This is a genomic window from Salinicola sp. NYA28a, from assembly GCF_976982775.1.
In genome coordinates, this window is record NZ_OZ334582.1 from 3,226,939 (window position 1) to 3,247,902 (window position 20,964).

16 protein-coding genes are annotated in these 20,964 nt (G+C 62.6%); 4 read left to right on the forward strand and 12 right to left on the reverse strand.

What is annotated here, in order from left to right:
- Positions 1-219: 219 nt before the first annotated feature.
- Entirely contained in the window at positions 220-1,029 is an 810-nt protein-coding gene (locus ACWHY3_RS14535; protein ID WP_448126858.1) for a sulfite exporter TauE/SafE family protein, read from the reverse strand.
- Positions 1,030-1,136: 107 nt separating this feature from the next.
- Here ACWHY3_RS14535 and ACWHY3_RS14540 point away from each other — a divergent pair, with 107 nt between their 5' ends.
- The gene (locus ACWHY3_RS14540; protein ID WP_448126859.1) at positions 1,137-1,952 is read left to right on the forward strand and encodes an AraC family transcriptional regulator; all 816 of its coding nucleotides are present in this window, start codon (positions 1,137-1,139) and stop codon (positions 1,950-1,952) included.
- 23 nt (positions 1,953-1,975) lie between these two features.
- On the opposite strand, the gene ACWHY3_RS14545 is transcribed toward ACWHY3_RS14540, so the two are convergent.
- From ACWHY3_RS14545 to guaB, 3 genes are all read right to left on the reverse strand, one after another.
- Positions 1,976-2,835 (reverse strand): IS5 family transposase gene (locus tag ACWHY3_RS14545; RefSeq protein ID WP_110650779.1). Its coding sequence is split into 2 segments (ribosomal slippage): positions 1,976-2,466 and positions 2,466-2,835, totalling 861 coding nucleotides; the frame shifts between segments, so codons are not numbered across the junction.
- Positions 2,836-3,005: 170 nt separating this feature from the next.
- Positions 3,006-4,580, reverse strand: coding sequence for a glutamine-hydrolyzing GMP synthase (gene guaA, locus ACWHY3_RS14550; RefSeq protein ID WP_448126860.1), 1,575 nt, complete (start codon positions 4,578-4,580; stop codon positions 3,006-3,008).
- A gap of 130 nt (positions 4,581-4,710) precedes the next feature.
- Positions 4,711-6,180: an IMP dehydrogenase gene (gene guaB, locus ACWHY3_RS14555; protein WP_448126861.1), complete on the reverse strand. Its 1,470-nt coding sequence runs from the start codon at positions 6,178-6,180 to the stop codon at positions 4,711-4,713.
- Positions 6,181-6,472: 292 nt separating this feature from the next.
- On the opposite strand from guaB, the gene xseA reads away from it, so the two are divergent.
- Positions 6,473-7,846, forward strand: a complete 1,374-nt coding sequence (gene xseA / locus ACWHY3_RS14560) for an exodeoxyribonuclease VII large subunit (protein ID WP_448126862.1) — start codon at positions 6,473-6,475, stop codon at positions 7,844-7,846.
- 206 nt (positions 7,847-8,052) lie between these two features.
- Here the strand turns inward: xseA and glrR are convergent, their stop codons facing one another.
- From glrR to ACWHY3_RS14590, 6 genes are all read right to left on the reverse strand, one after another.
- On the reverse strand, positions 8,053-9,432 hold the full coding sequence (glrR, locus tag ACWHY3_RS14565; RefSeq protein WP_448128169.1) for a two-component system response regulator GlrR: 1,380 nt from the start codon (positions 9,430-9,432) through the stop codon (positions 8,053-8,055).
- A 231-nt stretch (positions 9,433-9,663) separates the two neighbouring features.
- Positions 9,664-10,200: a hypothetical protein gene (locus ACWHY3_RS14570; protein WP_139284240.1), complete on the reverse strand. Its 537-nt coding sequence runs from the start codon at positions 10,198-10,200 to the stop codon at positions 9,664-9,666.
- On the reverse strand, positions 10,185-11,714 hold the full coding sequence (locus tag ACWHY3_RS14575) for an ATP-binding protein (RefSeq protein WP_448126863.1): 1,530 nt from the start codon (positions 11,712-11,714) through the stop codon (positions 10,185-10,187). Before ACWHY3_RS14575 ends, ACWHY3_RS14570 begins: the two co-directional genes overlap by 16 nt.
- Before the next feature lie 876 nt (positions 11,715-12,590).
- Complete coding sequence (gene argA, locus ACWHY3_RS14580) at positions 12,591-13,901, reverse strand: amino-acid N-acetyltransferase (RefSeq protein WP_448126864.1); 1,311 nt, start codon at positions 13,899-13,901, stop codon at positions 12,591-12,593.
- A 246-nt stretch (positions 13,902-14,147) separates the two neighbouring features.
- Positions 14,148-15,416, reverse strand: a complete 1,269-nt coding sequence (locus ACWHY3_RS14585) for an inorganic phosphate transporter (protein WP_087718141.1) — start codon at positions 15,414-15,416, stop codon at positions 14,148-14,150.
- A gap of 55 nt (positions 15,417-15,471) precedes the next feature.
- The gene (locus ACWHY3_RS14590) at positions 15,472-16,152 is read right to left on the reverse strand and encodes a TIGR00153 family protein (RefSeq protein WP_303855217.1); all 681 of its coding nucleotides are present in this window, start codon (positions 16,150-16,152) and stop codon (positions 15,472-15,474) included.
- 187 nt (positions 16,153-16,339) lie between these two features.
- Between ACWHY3_RS14590 and ACWHY3_RS14595 the strand changes: the two genes are divergently transcribed.
- Complete coding sequence (locus tag ACWHY3_RS14595; RefSeq protein ID WP_448126865.1) at positions 16,340-17,230, forward strand: CYTH domain-containing protein; 891 nt, start codon at positions 16,340-16,342, stop codon at positions 17,228-17,230.
- On the opposite strand, the gene ACWHY3_RS14600 is transcribed toward ACWHY3_RS14595, so the two are convergent.
- Entirely contained in the window at positions 17,211-19,145 is a 1,935-nt protein-coding gene (locus tag ACWHY3_RS14600; protein WP_448126866.1) for an EAL domain-containing protein, read from the reverse strand. The genes ACWHY3_RS14595 and ACWHY3_RS14600 overlap by 20 nt on opposite strands.
- Positions 19,142-19,708 carry a heme NO-binding domain-containing protein gene (locus ACWHY3_RS14605; RefSeq protein WP_448126867.1) on the reverse strand — a complete coding sequence of 189 codons (567 nt, stop codon included), beginning with the start codon at positions 19,706-19,708 and terminating at the stop codon, positions 19,142-19,144. The genes ACWHY3_RS14600 and ACWHY3_RS14605 overlap by 4 nt, the downstream gene beginning before the upstream one ends.
- 291 nt (positions 19,709-19,999) lie before the next feature.
- Here ACWHY3_RS14605 and ACWHY3_RS14610 point away from each other — a divergent pair, with 291 nt between their 5' ends.
- Positions 20,000-20,887 carry an ion transporter gene (locus ACWHY3_RS14610; RefSeq protein ID WP_448126868.1) on the forward strand — a complete coding sequence of 296 codons (888 nt, stop codon included), beginning with the start codon at positions 20,000-20,002 and terminating at the stop codon, positions 20,885-20,887.
- Positions 20,888-20,964 lie beyond the last annotated feature (77 nt).

The following is a 20,964-nucleotide window of genomic DNA, read 5'->3' on the forward strand; positions in this document are numbered from 1 at the left end:
AAATCAAGCGCAACGCTATACCAATATGCCATATTTGAACATTTATTGGATTTTTTACCTCAAATATAGATGATTACGAATAATCCCAAGCATTGCAGCTGGCGCGACGACATTGAAAGCTTTGGCAGCCTGCCGGCTGGCCACTTGCCGCCTACGCCAAGGGACCCCCTGATTATGGAACGTATTCGCTCAGCCGCCGTCGTGAAAATCCGAATCGTCTCAGCTCATGACGACCATCACCGCCAGCACGACCGTCAGCAGTAGCAGGTAGACCCCGGCATGAACGCGATCGGGAATGCGCCCGATCCATCGCGACGCCAGGCGAATGCCGAGCCACGACCCCACCGCCAGCGCCAGCAAGGCGCGCAGATCCACGTATCCCGCATACCAGGCGCCCAGCGAGGTATCGCTGGCCGACAACAGCACATAGGCGGCGGTGCCACTGATCGCCATGGGCAGCGACAACGGATTGGCCATCGCCGTGGCCGCCGTCATGCTGGCCCCTCTGCGGCGCATCAGCGGCACGGTCATCACGCTCCCGCCCACGCCCAGAAGGGCGGCGACCATGCCGATGAAGATGCCTGTCATCACCGTCGTCAGACGGCCCATGGGACGAACCTCCCCACTCGCCTGGTGCAGAAAACCGGGCCGCAGGATGGCGTCCGCAATCGTGATCGCCAGATAGCCGATGAACATCCAGCGCACCCACTCTCCACTCACCGACACCGCCGCGGCCGCCCCGAGCACGGCACCGATGGCGATATAACCCACCAGCGGACGCACCAGGCGCCATTGCACGGTTCGCCGCCGATGGTGACGCCATGTCGACAGGGAGGCAGCGAAGATCATCAGCGCGGTCGAAGTGGCGACCGCGATATGCATGGCCGCCTGCCCGGTCGCGCTATCCAGCCCGTGCACGGCAATCAACAAGGTAACCATCAAGGGAACGACGACGAAGCCGCCACCGAAACCGAACAGCACGGTCGTCACACCGGCCAGCCCGCCGCAGAGAAGCAATAGGCCATACATCGGAACGCTCCTGATTGAACTCAACGACAGGAACGATATTCCGATGAGGGGTGGCCGACATTCGTCGCCTGGCCAATAATCGTTGTATTTCGGCCACGCTGACGACAATGCTCAATATCCCTCTGGCGGACGTGGATCGCGTAGCCCGGCCCATCGTAGCCATCGGCACCGACTACAGTCCCTGCACCCTTCTCGACTTTCATACCCATCGCCGCGCCCAGTTTCTCTACGGCATGACAGGCTTGATGGAAGTGGATACCGATGACGGCACCTGGATGGTGCCGCCTTATAGTGGCGTCTGGTTGCCGGCGGGCAAGCGCCACCGAGTGCGGATGAACGGCGTCAGTACCCGCAGCCTGTATATCGAGCCCTACGCGGCGCCGCGCCCCTCCCCCAGTTGCGAAGTGCTGGTCGTGTCGCCACTCCTTCATCATCTGCTGCTGGCCTCCGCCAACATGCCCGCGCTCTATGACGAGAGCGGTCGCGACGGTGCCCTCGCCCAACTTCTGCTGCACGAGCTCCAACTGGCACCATCGCTGCCGCTGTTTGCGCCTTTGCCCCGCGACCCACAACTAGCCAGCCTGTGTAGAGACTTTCTCGGGAGGCCGCATATCCGTAGCCTGCCCGAGGAGTGGGCGCGGCAACTGCACCGCAGCCAACGCACCTTCAATCGCCTGTTCCGTCAGCAGACCGGCATGTCCTTCGGCGTATGGCGCCAGCAGGCCTGCCTGATGGCCGCCCTCCCCAGACTGCTCTCCGGCTGTTCCGTTACCCGTACCGCGCTGGAACTCGGCTACGACAGCCCCGGCGCCTTCTCCAGCATGTTCCGCAAGGCGCTCGGCCAATCCCCGACCGCCTTTGTCCGCGCGGCTACTCGTCAGGGAGAGGAACTGCCCAACCATGGTTCGCAGACTGAAGCGTAGCCGCGCCCCAAGCTCACAACGTGCTACGCTCTGTCTGAAAAATAGACCCGTAAACAGCGCTCGATGCAGGCCAGCGTGACCATGGCACGGTAACTTTTTGCCAGCTTGTCGTAGCGAGTACAAAGTCGCCGCTTTTCCTTCATCCAGCCAAATAGACGCTCTATCACATTGCGACGCCGATAACGCGGGCGCTCGAACAGGCGGGGTAGTCCTGGCTTGGGGCGACGGTGCATCTGTCGGTGCCGGATCGTCGGTCGTATTCCGTACCGGTCGCAGTAGCGACGCAATCGATCACTATCGTAACCTCGGTCGGCCAGCAGATGGCGGCAGCGCTTGCGGGGACGTCCCGTATGACCTGGCAAGCGGATCTGCTCCATGACAGGAACGAGATAGCGTGAATCGGCATGCTGACCAGGCGATAGCAGGAAGCTCAGGGGAACGCCATTGGCATCGCAAACCAGGTGAATCTTGGTGGTCAGGCCGCCTCGGCTTCGTCCAAGCGCATGGCCTACCCGTTCTCCAGAGCCCCTTTTTTACTGCCACCAGCGGCAGAGCGAGTCGCTCGAATCGAGGTGGAGTCCACCATCCAGGTATCGAGATCCATGTAACCATCTTCCCGAAGCTTCAGGTGAAGGCGTGACAGGCTGCGTTCGAGTGTGCCGTCATCTCGCCACTGACGAAAGCGCTGGTAGACCGTTTTCCATGGGCCGAAGCGTTCGGGCAGATCCCGCCATTTGGCGCCGGAACAGAGGATCCAGAAGATGCCGTTGAGCATCTGCCGGTCATCGCGGCGTGGGCGTCCACGCCCAGCGGGCGTGCCAGGCGAAACGATATCTTCAATCAATGTCCAACCCTGATCGGAAATCTCGTAACGTCCTGCCATGACAATACCTCCAAGTCTGAGGGAGGAAAGGCTAGCAAGACATCATTTTTCAGACAAAGCGTAGCATGATAACGTTTTGCAACAAAAAAGCCTGCCGGTAAAGGCAGGCTTTCGTATGAGGCGGGTGATGCGGTGGGGCTAGATGGCTCTCGCCCGCCCTATCCGACTGCTCACTCCCACTCAATCGTCGCGGGCGGCTTGCTGCTGACGTCGTAGGTCACGCGGGAGACGCCACTGATCTCGTTGATGATGCGGTTGGAGACTTTCTCCAGCAGCTCATACGGCAGGTGGGCCCATCTTGCGGTCATGAAGTCGATGGTTTCGACGGCGCGTAGGGCGATGACCCACTCGTAGCGGCGGCCGTCGCCGACCACGCCAACGGATTTCACCGGCAGGAACACGGCGAACGCCTGGCTGGTCTTGTGGTACCACTCAAAGTTGTGCAGTTCCTCGATGAAGATGGCGTCGGCTTCCCGCAGGATGTCGGCGTACTCTTTCTTCACTTCACCCAGAATACGCACGCCGAGGCCCGGCCCCGGGAACGGATGGCGGTAGACCATGTCGTACGGCAGGCCGAGCTCGAGGCCGAGCTTGCGCACTTCGTCCTTGAACAGTTCCCGCAGCGGTTCGACCAGCTTGAGCTTCATGGTCTCGGGCAGGCCGCCGACGTTGTGATGCGACTTGATCACGTGGGCCTTGCCGGTCTTGCTGGCGGCGGATTCGATCACGTCCGGGTAGATGGTGCCCTGGGCGAGGAATTCGACACCATCGATCTTGGTCGCTTCCCGGTCGAACACGTCGATGAAGGTGTTGCCGATGATCTTGCGCTTGGCTTCGGGGTCGTTCTCCCCTTTCAGCTTGGTGAGGAACTCGTCTTCCGCATCGACGCGGATCACCTTGACGCCCATGTGCTGGCCGAAGGTTTCCATCACCTGGTCGCCTTCCTGCTTGCGCAGCAGGCCGTTGTCAACGAACACGCAGGTGAGCTGATCGCCGATCGCCTTGTGCAGCAGCGCGGCGACGACGGAGGAATCCACCCCGCCGGAGAGGCCGAGCAGCACGTGGCGGTCGCCGACCTGTTCGCGGACGCGCTCGGTCAGGTCTTCGATGATCTGCGCCGGGGTCCACAGGCGTTCGGCCTTGCAGATATCCAGCACGAAGCGCTCGAGAATGCGCTGGCCCTGCAGGGTGTGGGTCACTTCCGGGTGGAACTGCACGCCGTAGAAGCGCTTTTCCGGCCAGGTCATGGCGGCGATCGGGCAGCTCGGCGTGGAGGCGGTGACGGTGAATTCCGCCGGGGCGCGGGCGACCTTGTCGCCGTGGCTCATCCACACGTCCAGCAGTGCCCCGCCGTCGTGGCCGACATGATCCATGATCCCGCCGAGCAGGTCGTCTTCACCAGACACGTTGATCTGGGCGTAGCCGAACTCGCGCTTGTTGGAGCCTTCAGTCGCGCCGCCGAGCTGTTCCGCCATGGTCTGCATGCCGTAGCAGATGCCGAAGACCGGCAGGCCCATCTCGAACACGCACTTGGGCGCCCGCGGCGAACCCAGTTCGGAGACCGACTCCGGCCCGCCGGAGAGGATGATGCCGTTGGGGTTGTATTCGCGGATCTCTTCTTCGGTGATATCGAAGGCGCGGATCTCGGAATAAACCCCGATCTCGCGCACGCGACGGGCGATCAGCTGCGTGTACTGGGAGCCGAAGTCGAGGATCAGGATCTTGTGCGAATGGATGTCGGTCATGAAGGGGCCACCGCCGTAATGGTTTCAATTGCCGAGACAAAAGCACGGCCGGAAAAGAATGAAGAGGAAAGAGCGAAGAGGAAAGATGCACTTCCCACTTCTCCCTTCCCTCTTCCGACTAACGGGTCAATCAGGCTCCGCGATAATTGGGAGCTTCTTTCGTAATCTGCACGTCATGCACGTGGGATTCGGTAATGCCCGCGCCGGTGATCTTGACGAACTCCGGCTGGGTGCGCATCTCGTCGATGTTATGGCAGCCGGTGTAGCCCATGGAGGCGCGCAGGCCGCCCATCATCTGGTGAACGATGGCGCTCATCTGGCCCTTGTAGGGCACGCGGCCTTCGATGCCTTCCGGCACCAGCTTCTCGACGCCTTCGTCCTTGCTCTGGAAGTAGCGATCCGAGGAGCCCTGGGTCTGGGACATCGCGCCCATGGAGCCCATGCCGCGATAGGCCTTGTAGGTCCGGCCCTGGAACAGTTCGACTTCACCCGGCGCTTCTTCGGTGCCGGCGAGCATGCTGCCGAGCATGACGGTGCTGGCGCCAGCGACGATCGCCTTGGCGATATCCCCGGAGTAGCGCACGCCGCCATCGGCGATCAGCGGGATGTCGAACGGCTTGAGCGCTTCGGCGACGTTGGCGACGGCGGTGATCTGCAAAACGCCGACGCCGGTGACGACGCGGGTGGTGCAGATGGAGCCGGGGCCGATGCCGACCTTGACCGCGTCGGCGCCGGCTTCGGCCAGCGCCACGGCAGCTTCGCCGGTGGCGATGTTGCCGCCGATCACCTGCAGCTCCGGGTAGTGCTCCTTCACCCAGCGCACGCGCTCGATGACGCCCTTGGAGTGGCCGTGGGCGGTATCGACGACCAGTACGTCAACGCCGGCTTCGACCAGCGCGGCGATGCGGTCCGGGGTTTCCGGGCCGGTGCCGACGGCGGCGCCGACCAGCAGACGGCCATCGGCATCCTTGGCGGCGTTCGGGTAGGTGCGGGCCTTTTCGATGTCACGCACGGTGACGAGACCGCGCAGGTGGAAGTCCTTGTCGACGACCAGGATCTTCTCGATGCGGTTTTCCTGCAGCTTGGACTTGATCACGTCCAGCGGGGTGCCTTCGAGCACGGTGACCAGCTTGTCGCGCGGGGTCATGATCGCTTCGACGCTGTCGCTGTGATCCGGCTGGAAACGCATGTCACGCCCGGTGACGATACCGACCAGGGTCTCGCCCTCGACCACCGGGAAGCCGGAATAGCCGTACTCGGAGGCCATCTCCAGCAGGTCCTGCAGCTTGGCGTTGGGACCGACGGTGACCGGGTCCTTGACGATGACGCTTTCGTGCTTCTTGACCTTGCGGACCTCGGCGGCCTGCTGGTTGATCGACATGCTCTTGTGAATGATGCCGATGCCGCCTTCCTGGGCCATGGCAATCGCCAGACGCGCTTCGGTCACGGTATCCATGGCCGAAGAGAGCAGCGGAATGTTCAGGGTCAGGTTGCGGGTCAGGCGGGATTTGAGGTCGACGTCTCTGGGCAGGACATCCGAGTAGCGGGGTACGAGTAATACGTCATCGAACGTAAGAGCTTCTTGCGCTATACGTAGCATGGTCGGAAACCCAATTTGGCAGGTGGTGGGGAGCCTGTGACAGCCTGCGGCACCGCGATGGTCCTTGAAGGTGAATGCCCTGGGACAAGCCCCTGGGGACCGTTCTTGCAGTGTGGACTCGGCAATGAACCGGGAGCCGCGAAAAGTTAATCGCGCATTATAGTCGCTTGGCCGACGCTGCTCAATGGCAGTCGCGGGTCGTGTCGTGTCGTCGAGTCGGGGCGATGCCGGGCGGCTTCGTGTTAGTCTGGCCGCCATTCGTCATTCACACGTTCTCTTTCCGGATCACGCCATGTCCGCGTTCACGACAACGCCGTCGCCGCAGGCGATCTCCGTCAGCGATCTCAACCGCCAGGCCCGCCAGATGCTGGAGCGAGGCTTCGGCGACTGCTGGGTCGAGGGGGAGATTTCCGGGCTGGCGCGGCCCGCTTCCGGCCACATCTACTTCACGCTGAAGGATGCCAGGGCGCAGCTCAGGTGCGCGTTCTTCCGCAACCGGGCGAGCCTTTCCCGCACGCCGTTGAAGGATGGCGACCGGATCAAGGTGCGCGGGCGGGTGTCGATCTTCGAGCCGCGGGGCGATTACCAGTTGATCGTCGATGCCGTGCAGCCCAGCGGCGAAGGCGAGCTGATGGCGGCTTACGAGCGGCTCAAACGACAGCTGAGCGCCGAGGGCGTATTCGCCAACGCCCGGCCGCTGCCCTACCCGCCCCGCCATCTGGCGCTGATCACCTCACCCACCGGCGCGGCGATTCGCGATGTGCTCGCAGTGCTGCGGGCGCGCTGGCCGATGGTGCGCGTCAGCGTATTTCCGTCGCCGGTTCAGGGTCGCGAGGCGCCACCGGCGCTGATCCGTGCGTTGGCCCTGGTTAATCGTCAGGCGCGAAAGGATGCCGAGCGTTCGGTGGCCGATCCCTTCGATGCGATTCTGATCACTCGCGGCGGCGGCAGCCTGGAAGACCTGTGGGCGTTCAACGACGAGCATCTGGCGCGGGCGATCTTCCATTCGAATTTGCCGGTGATGGCGGCCATCGGCCACGAGGTCGACGTGACGCTGGCCGAGTTCGCCGCCGATGTCCGCGCGCCGACGCCTTCCGCCGCCGCCGAACGGCTGGTGCCGGATCGCCGCGATCTCGAGGCGACGCTGAATCAGCAGCGGAGAAGGCTTCACCAGGCGTGGCGCGGGCGCTTCAACGCCGAGTCCCAACGGCTCGATCATCTGCGTGCTAGGCTGCGCCATCCCGGCGAACGCCTGGCTCAACAGCGTCAGCATCTGGCGGGGCTGGATCGTCGGCTGCAACTGGCGATGCGCCAGCGCCTGCAACGGGATCACCAACGGCTGGACGCCGCCACCCGGCGCTTCACGCTGCACGATCCGAGCCGGACGCTGCGCCAGGCTCGCGAGCGGGTCGAACAGCTACGGCAACGGCTGGAGGCCGGCCAGCGGCGAAAACTGCAGCAGGAGCGCCAGCACCTGCAGGGAATCGCCCGCGAGCTCAATGCGGTCAGTCCGCTGGCCGTGCTGGGCCGAGGCTATTCGATCCTGCAGGACGACACCGGCCAGGTCGTCCGCGCCGCCAGCCAGACCCAGCCCGGCCAGACGCTGACCGCCCGCCTCGGCGAAGGCCGCCTGAAGCTGGAAGTGAAGCGACGGTTGAAGCGCTGAGGCAGATTGGGGAAGGAGAAGTTACCGCTCGGGAATAAATTGGTATCTAACCGCCATTTTCCGCAGGAAATTACCGCTCGGTAATCGACGACAGGCCACCAGCCAAAAAGCCACCGCCGGCAGTTCATTGCCGACGGTGGCTCTCTTTTGTCTCCGGCTCTATCTCAGCGTCTATCACCAACGACCTGGCGGCGCGTGGCAACCGATCAATCCGCCGGATCCGGCATCGCGCTCGGCTTGAAGGTGCCGGGATCGAGATCGTGACGTGCGAGCAGCTTGTAGAAGTCGGTGCGGTTGCGTCCGGCGATGCGCGCCGCCTGGGTGACGTTGCCCTCGGTGATCTTGAGCACCTTGATCAGGTAGCTGCGTTCGAACCCGGCGCGCGCCTCGCTGAACGAGGGCAGCGCGTTCTCCTCGGCGGCCAGCGCCTGCGACACCAGCGCTTCCGGAATCATCGGCGTGCTGGTCAGGGCGACGCACTGCTCGACCACGTTGACGAGCTGGCGAACGTTGCCGGGCCAGCCGCTGGAGGCGAGCAGGTTGAGCGCTTCCGGCGAGAAGCCTTTGACGAACGGTTTATGCCGCGCCGAAACCTGGGCCACCATGTGCTTGGCCAGCAGCGGAATATCCTCGGCTCGCTCCCGCAGCGGCGGCAGCTTGAGATTGACCACGTTGAGGCGGTAGTAGAGATCCTCGCGGAAGTCGCCTTCGTGCATGGCGCGATCGAGATCCCGGTGGGTGGCGGAGATGATCCGCACGTCGATCGGAAACGACTTGGTGCTGCCCAACGGGCGAACCTGGCGCTCCTGCAAGACGCGCAGCAGCTTGACCTGCAGCGGCAGCGGCATGTCGCCGATCTCGTCGAGGAACAGCGTGCCGCCGTCGGCAGCCAGGAACAGCCCTTCATGCTGGCTGACCGCGCCGGTGAAGGCGCCGCGGGCGTGACCGAACAGCTCGCTTTCCAGCAATTGCTCGGGCAGTGCGCCGCAGTTGATCGCCACGAACGGCTTGTCGGCACGCGAGCTGGCCTGATGCATGGCGTTGGCGAGAAGCTCCTTGCCTGTACCACTGGGGCCAGTCACCAGCACGCTGACATCGGAGGCGGCGACCATGTAGGCCTGTTCGAGCACGCGCTCCATCTGCGGGCTGCGGGTAATGATCTTCGAACGCCACGCTTCGCCGCCCTCGCCTCGCGTGGTCGGGGCCTGCTTGAGCGCTTCGTCGATCGCTTCGAACAGTTCGTCGCGATCGACCGGCTTGGTCAGGAAGCTGAACACGCCCTGTCGCGTGGCGCTGACGGCATCCGGAATCGAACCGTGGGCGGTGAGAATGATCACCGGGATGCCCGGCACCCGCCGCTGCAGCTCGTGGAACAGGGTCAGACCATCCATTTCGTCCATGCGCAGATCGGACAGCACCAGATCCGGCGAGGTCTCTTCGATGTGGGTCAGCGCTTCGCGACCGCTCTCCGCCGTGGTCACCCGGAAGCCGCGGCTTTCCAGGCGCATGCCCAGCAGCTTGAGCAGGCTGGTGTCGTCGTCGACCAGGAGAATGTGGGCGGTGTTGCTGCTCTTGCCCGGTTGCATGGCCGGGGTTCTCACCGGTCGGGTCTTGGGTGTTTCGATATTCAATGACATGGGATGGGCACCTCCTGCCACCGCTTCACCTTATCGATGCCGATAAAGGCGTGTCACGCTCGATGTGACGCGGTCGTGCGACACCGGTATTGCTGGATCGCACGGATGGCCTGGTTTTTACGTGTGTGTTGATATTCGCGGGGATCTTATTCGAAGATCGGTCGCGAGCGTCCTCGGAGATCAATCGCGTGCGTTGATGGTCCGCTCGATATCGGTCAATGCATCCAGCTTGTCCGACATCTCCTGGAGTTGTTGTTTTAGTTTCTCGTTTTCGTCTTTCAGTGCCTGCGTATCGTCGCGCCGGCCGCCCTGGCTCGCACCCCGCTGCGCATAGAGCTGTCGCCGCGCTTCCAGACCGTTCAACCACTGCCGAAGCAGCGGCTGCAATCGGGAAGGCGCGGCGTCGATGGAGGCCTTATAGAGATCGGAGGCTTCCCGCCACTCGCCGGGGCCATCCCAGGAGAGCACCACGGCGCGCACGGCCTTCTGATCCATGCGGCCCTGGCCGACCCTGGCCAGGGTCTCTTCGCGCCAGTCGTCATCCCCGCGCTGCGCTTGCAGGCCGAACTCGACCCAGGTATCGACCAGACATACGTTGTCGGCGTAGGTCGGGATCTCGCCGCAGCCGTAGGGCACGGGCTCACTGGTAAGGGACTGACAGCCTGCCAGCGCCATCACGCCGAACAGGGCAAGCGTCGTTCTCATTTGACTGACCATGTTTCCTTCCTTGAATCACCGCCCGGCAGCGTCTCGTCCGGGGCGGCGTCATTTTCGTATTGCTCGTACTGCGTTCCATGCGTCGGGAAATCCGCCCACGGCAGGGTAAGACGAAAGCAGACAGGCAGCTCGGCATCGTCCACCAACGCCAGTTGGCCATCCTGCAACTTGGCGCAGTCTGCGGCGACCGAGAGCCCGATGCCCGACCCCTTCAACGGCCCCTTGCGCCTCACGCTGCCCTGGTAGAAGGCTTCGAACAGGTGCTCGCGATCGGCCTCGGCAATGGGTTCGCCGCTGTTGGCGACATCCAGCATCAGCCAATCGCGCTGATTCGCGACACGAATCACCAGTTGGCCGCCGTCGTCGCCATAGGCGATGGCGTTCGAAATCAGGTTGTCCAGCACGCGCGCCGTTCGCTCACGGTCTGCCTGCCACTTCAACGGATGATGCGGGCTCTTGACGCGCATCCCCTTGTTGTCGAGCGCCAGCCGGTGCTTGGACAGCACTTCCTGAATCACCGTCGCAACATCGAACGCCGTGACTTTCATTCGGCGGCTGTTCTGCAGCAGATTGTAGTCCAGTAGCTGCTCGATCAAGGTCTGCAGTTCCTGCCCGTTCTCGTCGATCAGCCTGACGACTTCACTCTGGCGCTCGTTGAGCTCGCCGGCCACGCCGTCGGACAACAGCGAGGTCCCTTCCCGGACGCTGGTCAGCGGCGTTTTCAGCTCGTGCGACATATGGCGCAGAAACTGCTGCTTCTGGGCTTCCAGCTCCGATAGCCGCCCGGACAGCCAGGTCAGCCGATCCCCCAGCTGGACCAGCTCCGCCGGGCCTTGAATACGGATCGGCGTGTCGCTGCATTCGCCGCTACCCAGGCCGAAGATACGCCGTTCGAGCTGGCGGATGGGGCGCGTGATCAACCAGGTGAAGAACAGCATCAGCATCAAGCTGGCGGAAACCAGGGCAGCGGTCTGCATCCACAGCCGTGCCTTGACCGCATCCGCCTGCTCGCGAATGTCGGCGATGCGCGTATCGATCAGATCGTTGGTGGCATCCCTTACCGCGTCGGACTCGGAGGCAAAACCGGAGAACCGCTCCAGGAAAGCATCCATGTCGCCAACCGAGGCCTGAGGCAGATACCGCAACTGCTCATAGCGCTCTGCCAGCGACTGGAAATCCGGGTTATCGCGCATCAACGACTCGTGCTGTTGCAGCAGCTCGCCGAACTGTCGAACCTTCTGATCGTAGATGTCGCGCAGCCCTTCTTCCTCGATGACTGCGTACTGGCGGGCGCTGCGCTCCATCTGCAGCGCCAGCGTACTCAACATGCGCGCCCGACGCGTCTCTTCGACGGCTTCCCGGGCGCTCTGGTCGGCAAGCGTCGAAAGCTGTGACAGCGCCTGCCCGGCCTGAAACATCAGCACCGCTATCGGCAACATGACGACAACGAAAGCCAGCAACACGAGTTGCAGTAGCGAGCGAGGACGCCAGCGTCGGGAGAGCTTGGTGGTCATGAAAATGGCTCTATGCAGGATGCCCATCGGGGTCATGGATCGTTCCGCAAGAATAGCATTATTATTGAATGCCCATTCGGGCCATAAGTGGCAGGTTCTGGAAACCCGTACAAAAAAAAGAAGGCCGGCAGAGCCGGCCCAAGGTACGCAGGGAACTGAAGGGTCGAGAACGACCTTGAAACACTGCCTGAATCAGTCATTCGAGATCGCTCCCGTGGCCCGAAGGGCCCGAGAGCCCCGAAGGGCTAAAAAGCCCCGAAGGCCCCGAAGCCGGTACTCGATTCGGCCATTCAGGGGCTCTCGAATACCGTGGCGGCGAGCCGCCTGCTTCGTGTCTGAACCGGTCGCTTGGCTTGCCGAAAGCGTGTTACGAAGAACGTTTCGGAAAACGCTGCGCCCGGTCGCAATGGGTCCCCTCTTTCGAGGGGGAAGGCATCCTTGCCGGGGCATCCTTGCCCTAATGGTGCATCTCCTTGCCCGATGGGCCGCACCCGTCTCATCGCAACCTAAGTCACACATCGCGTGGAGCAGACGCTGTCGAATCTTGCCAGGCCCTGCACAGGGTAGTTGGGGGCCTGAGAAGACCCGGCGAGATGACTTCCGGAGAGGCCATCTCGTCGCTCTCGGTGAACAGTATTGCGATAGCCGTGCCAGTTTTATAAAAAGAACTTAAAATCAATAATTTATAGACATCCCTTTATTCGACGACGGGTTGCCGCCAATCTTTGCCCCGGTGAAACGAAAAAACGGGCTCAAAAACGTCTCCATAAGCAGACACCTTTTCGCCCGATTCAGAATAAAAGCTAAAAATCAGATAGTTAAAGCGTCTCCATTTGGATACGCCAAAGCGCGATATACGCTGCCAGAGGTGTCGCTTTACAGAGACTTCAGCAAGACCTTGGAGCGCCGGGCCTGATTATAGGTCTCGCGCTTCAGCGCGGGGAGCGCTTCCGGGGTGGCCAGGGAAAAGCCGCGTTCGACGAACCAATGCGTGGTATGCGTGGTCAGGGCGAACAGCTGCGTCAGCCCTTGTCGCCGGGCACGACGCTCGATCTCGGCAAGCAGCATCTCTCCCCGGGCGCCACGCCGATAGTCGTCATGTACGGCCAGGCAGGCCAGTTCGCCCATTCTGGCGTCGGCGTAGCCATGCAGCGCCGCGCAGCCGATCGCCATGCCGTCGCGGTCGATCACGACGTAATCGTCGATCTCGTGCTCCAGCCGCTCCCGGGTTCGGGCGACCAGCATGCCGCTGGCCTCGAGCGGCTTGAGCAGCGCGAGCAGGCCGCCGACATCGTCCAGTACCGCCTGCCGCAACTGCTCGTAGCGATTCTGGGTGATCATGGTGCCGACCCCGTCGCGGGTGAACAGCTCACCAAGTAGCGCGTCGTGGTCGTGCCAGGAAAGCAGGTGCGTACGGCCGACACCGTGGCGGGCCGCGCCGCAGGCCGCGCCCAGATGGCGGGCGAGCTCGCTGCCGGGCGCCTCCCGTTCGCGCAGGGCGTCGGCTTCATCAGGTGTCAGCTGGCGCTGGAGCTGGCCGCTGTCGTCGTGCAGCCCGGCCGACTCTCCCAGCAGAATCAATTTATCCGCCTTGAGCGACACCGCGACATGCTGGGCGATCTCCGAGGCGTCGAGATCGAAGACCTCGCCGGTGCGGGAGTATCCCAGCGGCGGCAGGATCACCAGATTGCCGCCGGCGAGCAGGCTCTCGATCGCCTGGCTGCGCACGCGGCGAACTTCACCGCTGTGATCGAAATCCACCCCGCCGCGCACGCCCAGCGGTTTCGCCGTCACCAGATTGCCGGAGACGGCGGTAAGCTCGACACCATGCAGCGGCGTGTTGGGCAACCCCAGCGAGAGCTGGGCTTCGAGATCGAGACGGTTTACCGCGGCGATGCGTTCGACGTGATCCATGATCTGGCGATCGGCGACCCAGCGCCCCTCGATGCGCACCGGCGTGATACCGGCGGCTTCCAGCGAGGCACCGACCTGCGGCCGGATGCCGTAGACCAGCACGACCCGAACGCCGAGCGTATGCAGCAGCGCCAGATCCTGCAGCAGCTGGCTGCGTCGCGACGACGCCATCGCTTCGCCTTCCACCAGGATGACGAAGGTCTTGCCACGGTGGGCGTTGACGTAGGGCGATGAATGGCGAAACCAGTCGACGAAGGGAAAACGCGAGTCCAAGGATTAGACGCTCCGGCTGTTGGCTATGAGGCATGACCCGCGTGGGGCCTGCCTCGAACTATACCAGAGCGTCCATGAGCCATGACCAGCTTTACGCACTGGCCCAGAATCCTGCTTCCTGAAAAGTCGGCGAGCGAAGGCAAGACAAGGCGGAAATCGGCGCAGAAGCGGAGCTTACAAGCTGTAAATGAGCATTCTAAGCCGATTTTGAACGCGGTATTACCGAGCGCAGACAGTTTTCAGATCCTAGCCGAACATGCCCTTGAACATGAAAAAGAAGGCGATGGAAAGCACCGCGCCAGCCGGCAGCGTGATCAGCCAGGAGAGGACGATCGTGCCGAGCACGCGCAGATTGAGCGCCGCCATGCCGCGAGCCAGCCCCACGCCGAGCACGGCGCCGACCAGGGTGTGCGTGGTCGAGATCGGCAGCCCGGTACCGGAGGCCAGCACCACGGTCGACGCGGCAGAGAGCGTCGCGGCGAAACCGCGACTCGGGGTCAGCTCGGTGATGCCGGTACCGACGGTGGCGATGACCTTGTGGCCGTAGGTCACCAGGCCGACCACGATCCCGCCGCCGCCGAGCACCAGCACCCACCACGGCATGGCGGCAGCGCCGGAAACGCCGCCGCCGTTCTCGACCACGCTGATCACCGCCGCCAGCGGGCCGACCGCGTTGGCGACGTCGTTCGAGCCGTGGGCGAAGGCCATGGCGCAGGCGGTGAACATCATCAGCACGCCGAAGATGCGCTCCACGCTGGAGAAGTCATAGTTGCTGCGGGCACGGCGGTCACCACGGTTGATGCGGTTTTCCAGCAGCAGGCCGAACATCATGATGATCACGCCGAACGCCACCGCCAGCAGCAGGCTTTCACCGAACGTCAGATGCAGGCCAACGTGGGAGAGCCCCTTGACCAGCGTCACCATCGAGACGATGAAGCCGACCAGGAAGATATAGCCCGGCACATAGCGCTTGGCCGCCGCGAACGGATCGGGGTTGTCGAAGATCAGCACCTGCACGGAACGGAACAGCATGAAGGAGAACACGCCAGCGATCAGCGGCGACGTTACCCAACTGAGCGCGATCGTTCCCACCGCGCCCCAGCTGACCGATTGCACGCCCAGCCCGGCCACCGCGAAACCGACGATGGCGCCGACGATCGAGTGCGTGGTGGAAACCGGCCACCCCTTCAGCGAGGCGATCAGCAACCAGGAGCCGGCAGCAAGCAGCGAAGCCAGCATGCCGTAGACCAGCATCTGCGGGTCGTTCTCGAGCAGGGCCGGATCGATGATGCCTTTGCGGATCGTTTCGGTGACCTGTCCGCCGGCCAGCCAGGCGCCGAGGAATTCGAAGATCACCGCAATGATGATCGCCTGCTTGATCGTGATCGCCTTGGAGCCGACCGAGGTTCCCATGGCGTTGGCGACGTCGTTCGCTCCAACCCCCCATGCCATGAAGAAACCGAAGACACAGGCAAGAATGATGAAGACATCACCGTATTGCGCAATGATGGACATAGGCTTTTATTCGCTTGAGTGGCGTGACGAAGGCGTAGAATGACGAAGCCCGCGATCAGCGGGCCGTCAGTATCTGCAGGCGGCTGCCCACGCGCTCGGCGCGGTCGGACAGCTCGCCGATCCATTCGATGATTTTATAGAGAAAGATGACATCGACCGGCGGTAATTGCGCCTCGAGCTGGAACAGCTGACGACGAATGTCGATCTGCTGTTCATCGGCCTGATGCTCGAGATCGTGCAGTTCCTTGATCAGTTCCTGCATGACATCGGAGACGTTGCGGCCAAAGCCGGACTCGAGCAGGTCCTCGAGCTCCTCGAGCGCCTTGCGCGCCTGGTCGACGGTGGCCACGGCGGTACGCAGATAGTCGCGCATCGGTTCCGCCAGCGGCTCGGGAATGATCATGTTCCGCCCCAACATGATGCCGGTGATATCCCGGGCCTTGTTGGCGATCTTGTCCTGGACGCTGATCAGTTCCAGCAGATCGGAGCGCGAGACGGGCAGAAACATGGTATTGGGCAGGTTGAGGCGCAGCTGCGTCTTGAGCTCGTCCGCATCGTGTTCGAGACGGGTGATCGCTTCGCGGTGCTTTCGCGCTTCTTCCCAATCACCACCCAGCGCGGCATCGAAAAAGGGCAACAACTGGCTGGCACATTCGCTGGTCTTGACGATATGCGCCAGGAGCGGCTGGAACGGCGATCGTCCAAACAGCGCCGAGAACGGATTGGTACTCACCATAACGTGGCCTGGATGCGTTGGAAGTGGCGGCGTCAGTATAATGATTGCATCTGGATGCGTCATGAAAAATTCATGTTGGTACCGACGTTCTGTCTTGTATTCGAGACAGCGCTCGTCTTTTGTCCAGGACGGTCTTTCAATTCAGAACGGCCTTCATCCAAGAACAGACAATCACTGCGGAGCATGCATGAGCGACGAGATCGAACTCAAACTGGCGCTGTCGCCCGAAGGTCCGGCCCGCCTGATCGATCACCCCCTGTTGCGGAAGATGGCCTCGCGCACGGTCTCCCTGGGCAACCAGTATTACGACACCACCGAGGCGATACTGCAGTCGCGCCGGGTCGCGCTGCGGGTCCGGCGCCAGGGAGAGCAACGCCTGCAGACCCTCAAGAGCGCCGCCAAGAGTCGCGGCGGGTTGTCGAGCCGGGGCGAATGGGAGTGGTCGATCGATGAGGTCGAGTGCAATGCCGCAGGCCTGGACGCGAACGGGCTGCGCGCCCTCGAGCATCCCGCCCTCGCCGATCTGGATCTGGCCACGCTGCGCCCGGTTTTCACCACGGATTTCGAGCGTCGGCTCTGGCGCTACCAGGCCGAGGGCAGCGATATCGAGATAGCGCTGGATCAGGGCACCATTCACGCCGGTGATGCCAGTTTGCCGATTTGCGAACTCGAGCTCGAACTCAAGCGCGGGCGCCCCGAGCAGCTCTGGGAGCTGGCGCAGGCTTTGTGCGAACCGTCGACTCCGGAGGCGACGCCGCTACCGGCGCGCCCGGCCAACCACAGCAAGGCCAGCCGTGCCGCCTGCCTGGGCAGCGGATGGCCCGAGCCGTCTTCGCCCCGAGAGGTCTCCGTGGATACGCTGATCGACGCGATCGACAACTGGCAGGACAGCCAGCATGCTGCCTGGCTCGCCAGCGCCGAAGCACAGTGCGAACGGCTCGTTCGCCAGTGGCGGGAAGCCCCTCGTCGACATGGCGAACGCATTCCGGCGATCGAGCGAATTCAAGCCGCCCTGAATCAGGGAAGCGTTCCCTGGGACAGCCAGGCCTGGCTGGCTCTCAGGCGTCAGGATACCTAGTTTCCTCGACACCGGTATCAAACTCGCAGGGATCGAGTAGCGTGAAATCTTCGACCAGCCGATCCAGCGATAGCGGCCGGGCGTAGACATAGCCCTGAATGTCGGTGACACCCCATTCACACAGAAGCTTCAGGGTTTCGCACTCCTCGACGCCTTCCACGACGATGCCGTAGTCCAGGCGCTGACAGAGCGCGATCACTGCCGACAGCACATGGCGCTTGCGCGGCAGCGTGGTGACGTCCGTGACCAGCTCGCGATCGATCTTGACCGTATCCATCGGCATCGAGGTCAACTGCGCCAGCGAAGAATAGCCGCTGCCGAAGTCGTCCAGCGCCACACGGATGCCGGCAGCCCGGATCCGGTCGAGAATGCGAAACGCCTTGACCGGATCGCTGAGCACCGAGGTTTCGGTGACTTCGATCTGGAGTCGATGACAGGGAATCCCGTGGCGATCCAATGCCTCGATCAGAGTGTCGAGAAGGCTCGGGTCCATCAGCTGGCGCGTCGAGAGATTGACGCTCAACAGAAAGCGGTCGCCGAAGCGCTGACGGATGGCATCGTCCTTGAGCATCGGCAATGCCTGCTTCATCAGCGCTTCCCATAGCGGGGAGATCAACCCGGAGCGTTCCGCGACCTCGATGAAGCTGCCAGGCTCCACGATTTTCCCGCCGGGCGCTTGCAGGCGCATCAGCGCCTCGAAGCAGCGCACCTCGCCCTTCGAAACATCGACGATCGGCTGCACGAAGCAGCGAACCCCGCGAGTCGCCAGCGCTCCGCGAATCAACTGCTCGGCCTGGCTGTTCTGTCGCTCCCACTGCCGCAGCGACTCGCTGTAATAGCGCCGGGAGCCGATATCCGACTGGCGTGCATTGGCCAGGGCCAGACGCGACCGATGGCGCCATTCGTCGACACTCACCGGCTCTGACGGGCTCAATACCGCCACCCCGCTGACATGCGACAGCCAGACCTGCTGCCCGTCTATCTCCACTGGTTGCGCAAGCAGCGCCTCCAGCGGTTCGAGGGCGTAATCGAGCCATTCGGCGTCATTGATCTCGAAAATCATCGCAAAGGTATGCTCCGGCAAGGCGATCAAAGCCACTTGCGGGGGCAACTGGCGGCGCATCTGCTGGACCAGCCCCCGTAGCGCAGTGATCGCGTCCTCGACCGCTACGCCGTCGAACAGCGAGGCCACGTTGAGCAGCTGGAACTTGACCAGCGCCATCGGTGACAGTGGCGAATGCGACAGGCGTTCTCGCAGCAGCAGATCGAGATAATCGCCATTGGGCAGCAGCGTCAACGGATCGACGAGTCGCTGTTCGGTGGTATCGGTCTGGGTGCCGGCCATGCGAGTCGCCACACCATGATCATCGCGCTGGCACAATCCCCGGCACAGCATCATTCGCCAGCTGCCGCGAGCGTCGCGAATGCGGTATTCCACGTTGACCGACGAGGTCAACCCGTCGAGATGCTGGTACAGCGACTGCTGGACCTTGGCGCGATCGTCATCGTGAATCCGCCGTAACCATTCATCGACATCCTGCTGCCCTGCGGCATACGGCAACCCCAGCATGCTGGACCAGCGCTGCGACAACGTGATGTTGCCACTGGCGATATCCCACTCCCAGACACCGTCGTTGGTGGCGGTCAGCACCAGGTTCAGGCGTTGCGTCCGCTCCTCGACGCGAGTCTCGAGCTCGTCTCGTGAGGCCTGGAGATCCCGGATCGTGCGCCGTACCGAATCGAGGACGAAGTTGTTGAGCTGAGCCAGCTTCTGCACCGAGATTTCGTCGCTGTCGGTATGGACGTGGAACTCGAAGTTGCCGTCCACGGCCTGACATAGCTGGTTGCTGATGGAGTCGACCTCCGCCAGCAGGTGCCGCTCGCGCTCTTCCGAACCCCCAGGCCCTCTTCTCATGCCACCGCCTCCTCCGCGAACGTCATTTCGAATCGACAGCAATCGTCACCGCGATGCCGACAGCGCGTCTCGACCAGCTCGCCGGTCTGACCATACACCTCGAGCACCTGGGGGAAGATGGCGCGGTAGAGCGAACAGAGCCCATTCGGCGAGCGGTATTCGACGACCAGCCAGGACGCGCTCTGCTCGACGACCCGAAACTTGTCATTCACCCGGCTACGCAGTTTGGGGTCACGCACACCGGCGCCGAGGGACGCATGAATGGCCGGCTGGCGCCCCAGCAGGGCTTGCGCCGATTCGGCCATCGAGAAGAACATGGGGTAGTGTCGGCGCGTCCATTGGATGAACAGATCGGCGTACAGCGCCATCAGCGCCTCATGATCGAGTTCGAGGTAATCGCCGGCAGCGGCAAAGAACGCCAGCGTATCGGCATCGTCGTAATCCATGTCGATGCGTCGTCCGGGCGACGGCACGCCCGCCCGCTCCGCGATCAACTGCACGGCCGTTTCGCCGTAGTTGGCCTCGACATGGTCAATGAGAACGCGTTGAATCAACCCGATCATGAAAATACTACCCTCGCGTCAGTTTATCCTGGGCATGGTTCCGATACATCGCATGTGGCTGGGACATGTGGCTGGAACATGTGACTGGAACATGTGGTTGGAAATAGTACCGATACGCCGCAATGACTCGACGAACTTCGAACGAGCATGAGCTGACGGCCAATGACATCCAGCAAACCCTAAGTATCATTGGCATTATCGGTATCCACGCCGAGAACTGAAATATGCCGTAAACGAATTGCCAGGCGCGCCCTACCGCGCCACTCAACACCAGGGACGGGAACTCAATCGATGCAATCGGGCGACTCATCGCTACGCAAACGGCTGTTCCAGATCATCTTCGAATCGGACACCCCGCAGGCCAAGGCCTTCGACATCGCGCTGATCACGCTCATTCTGGTGAGCGTGGCGACCGTCTTTCTCGACAGCGTGCCCGAGCTCCACGAGCGCTTCGGAGAGATTTTCTACGTGGTGGAGTGGGGCTTCACGCTAATCTTCACGCTGGAGCTGGTCCTCAGGCTCTACTGTCTCGAGCGGCCGTTGCGCTACCTGCGCAGCTTCTATGGCATCCTCGATCTGCTGGCGATCCTCCCCACCTGGCTCGCCCTTTTCATACCTGGCGCGCAATCGCTGCTGGTGGTGCGGGTATTGCGAGTCTTGCGGGTGTTTCGCGTGCTTCGACTCATGGAGTTCGTCGGTGAAGGCCGCATGCTGGTGGAAGCACTGCAGCGCAGCCAGCGCAAGATCCTGCTGTTCCTGACCACGATACTGCTGATCATCACGATCTTCGGCTCGGTCATCTATATGATCGAGCCTCCGGAGGCAGGCTTCACCAGCATGCCGCGGTCGATGTACTGGGCGATCGTCACGTTGACCACAGTGGGATACGGCGATATCGCCCCCGTGACCCCGCTGGGGCAGTTCATCTCCGCTTTCATGATGATCCTGGGCTACTCGATCATCGCCGTGCCTACCGGGGTCTTCTCGGCCGAAGTGATCCGATCGATCCAGCGCGAGCGCTATTCCGAGGAAGCCTGCCCGGGCTGCGGTCGCGAGGGCCACGAGCGTGACGCCAAGTATTGCCGCTTCTGCGGCACCTGGCTCAATGAAGAGACGCCGGACCCGAATGCGCGCGATGAGGACGAGACGCCGGCCACCGACGGTAAACCGTCGCACTGACTCTGCACTGCCCCTAAGCCAGCGAAACATGACCTTTTGTCATCATTCTGTGACATGACCGCGACAGACTCCTTCGA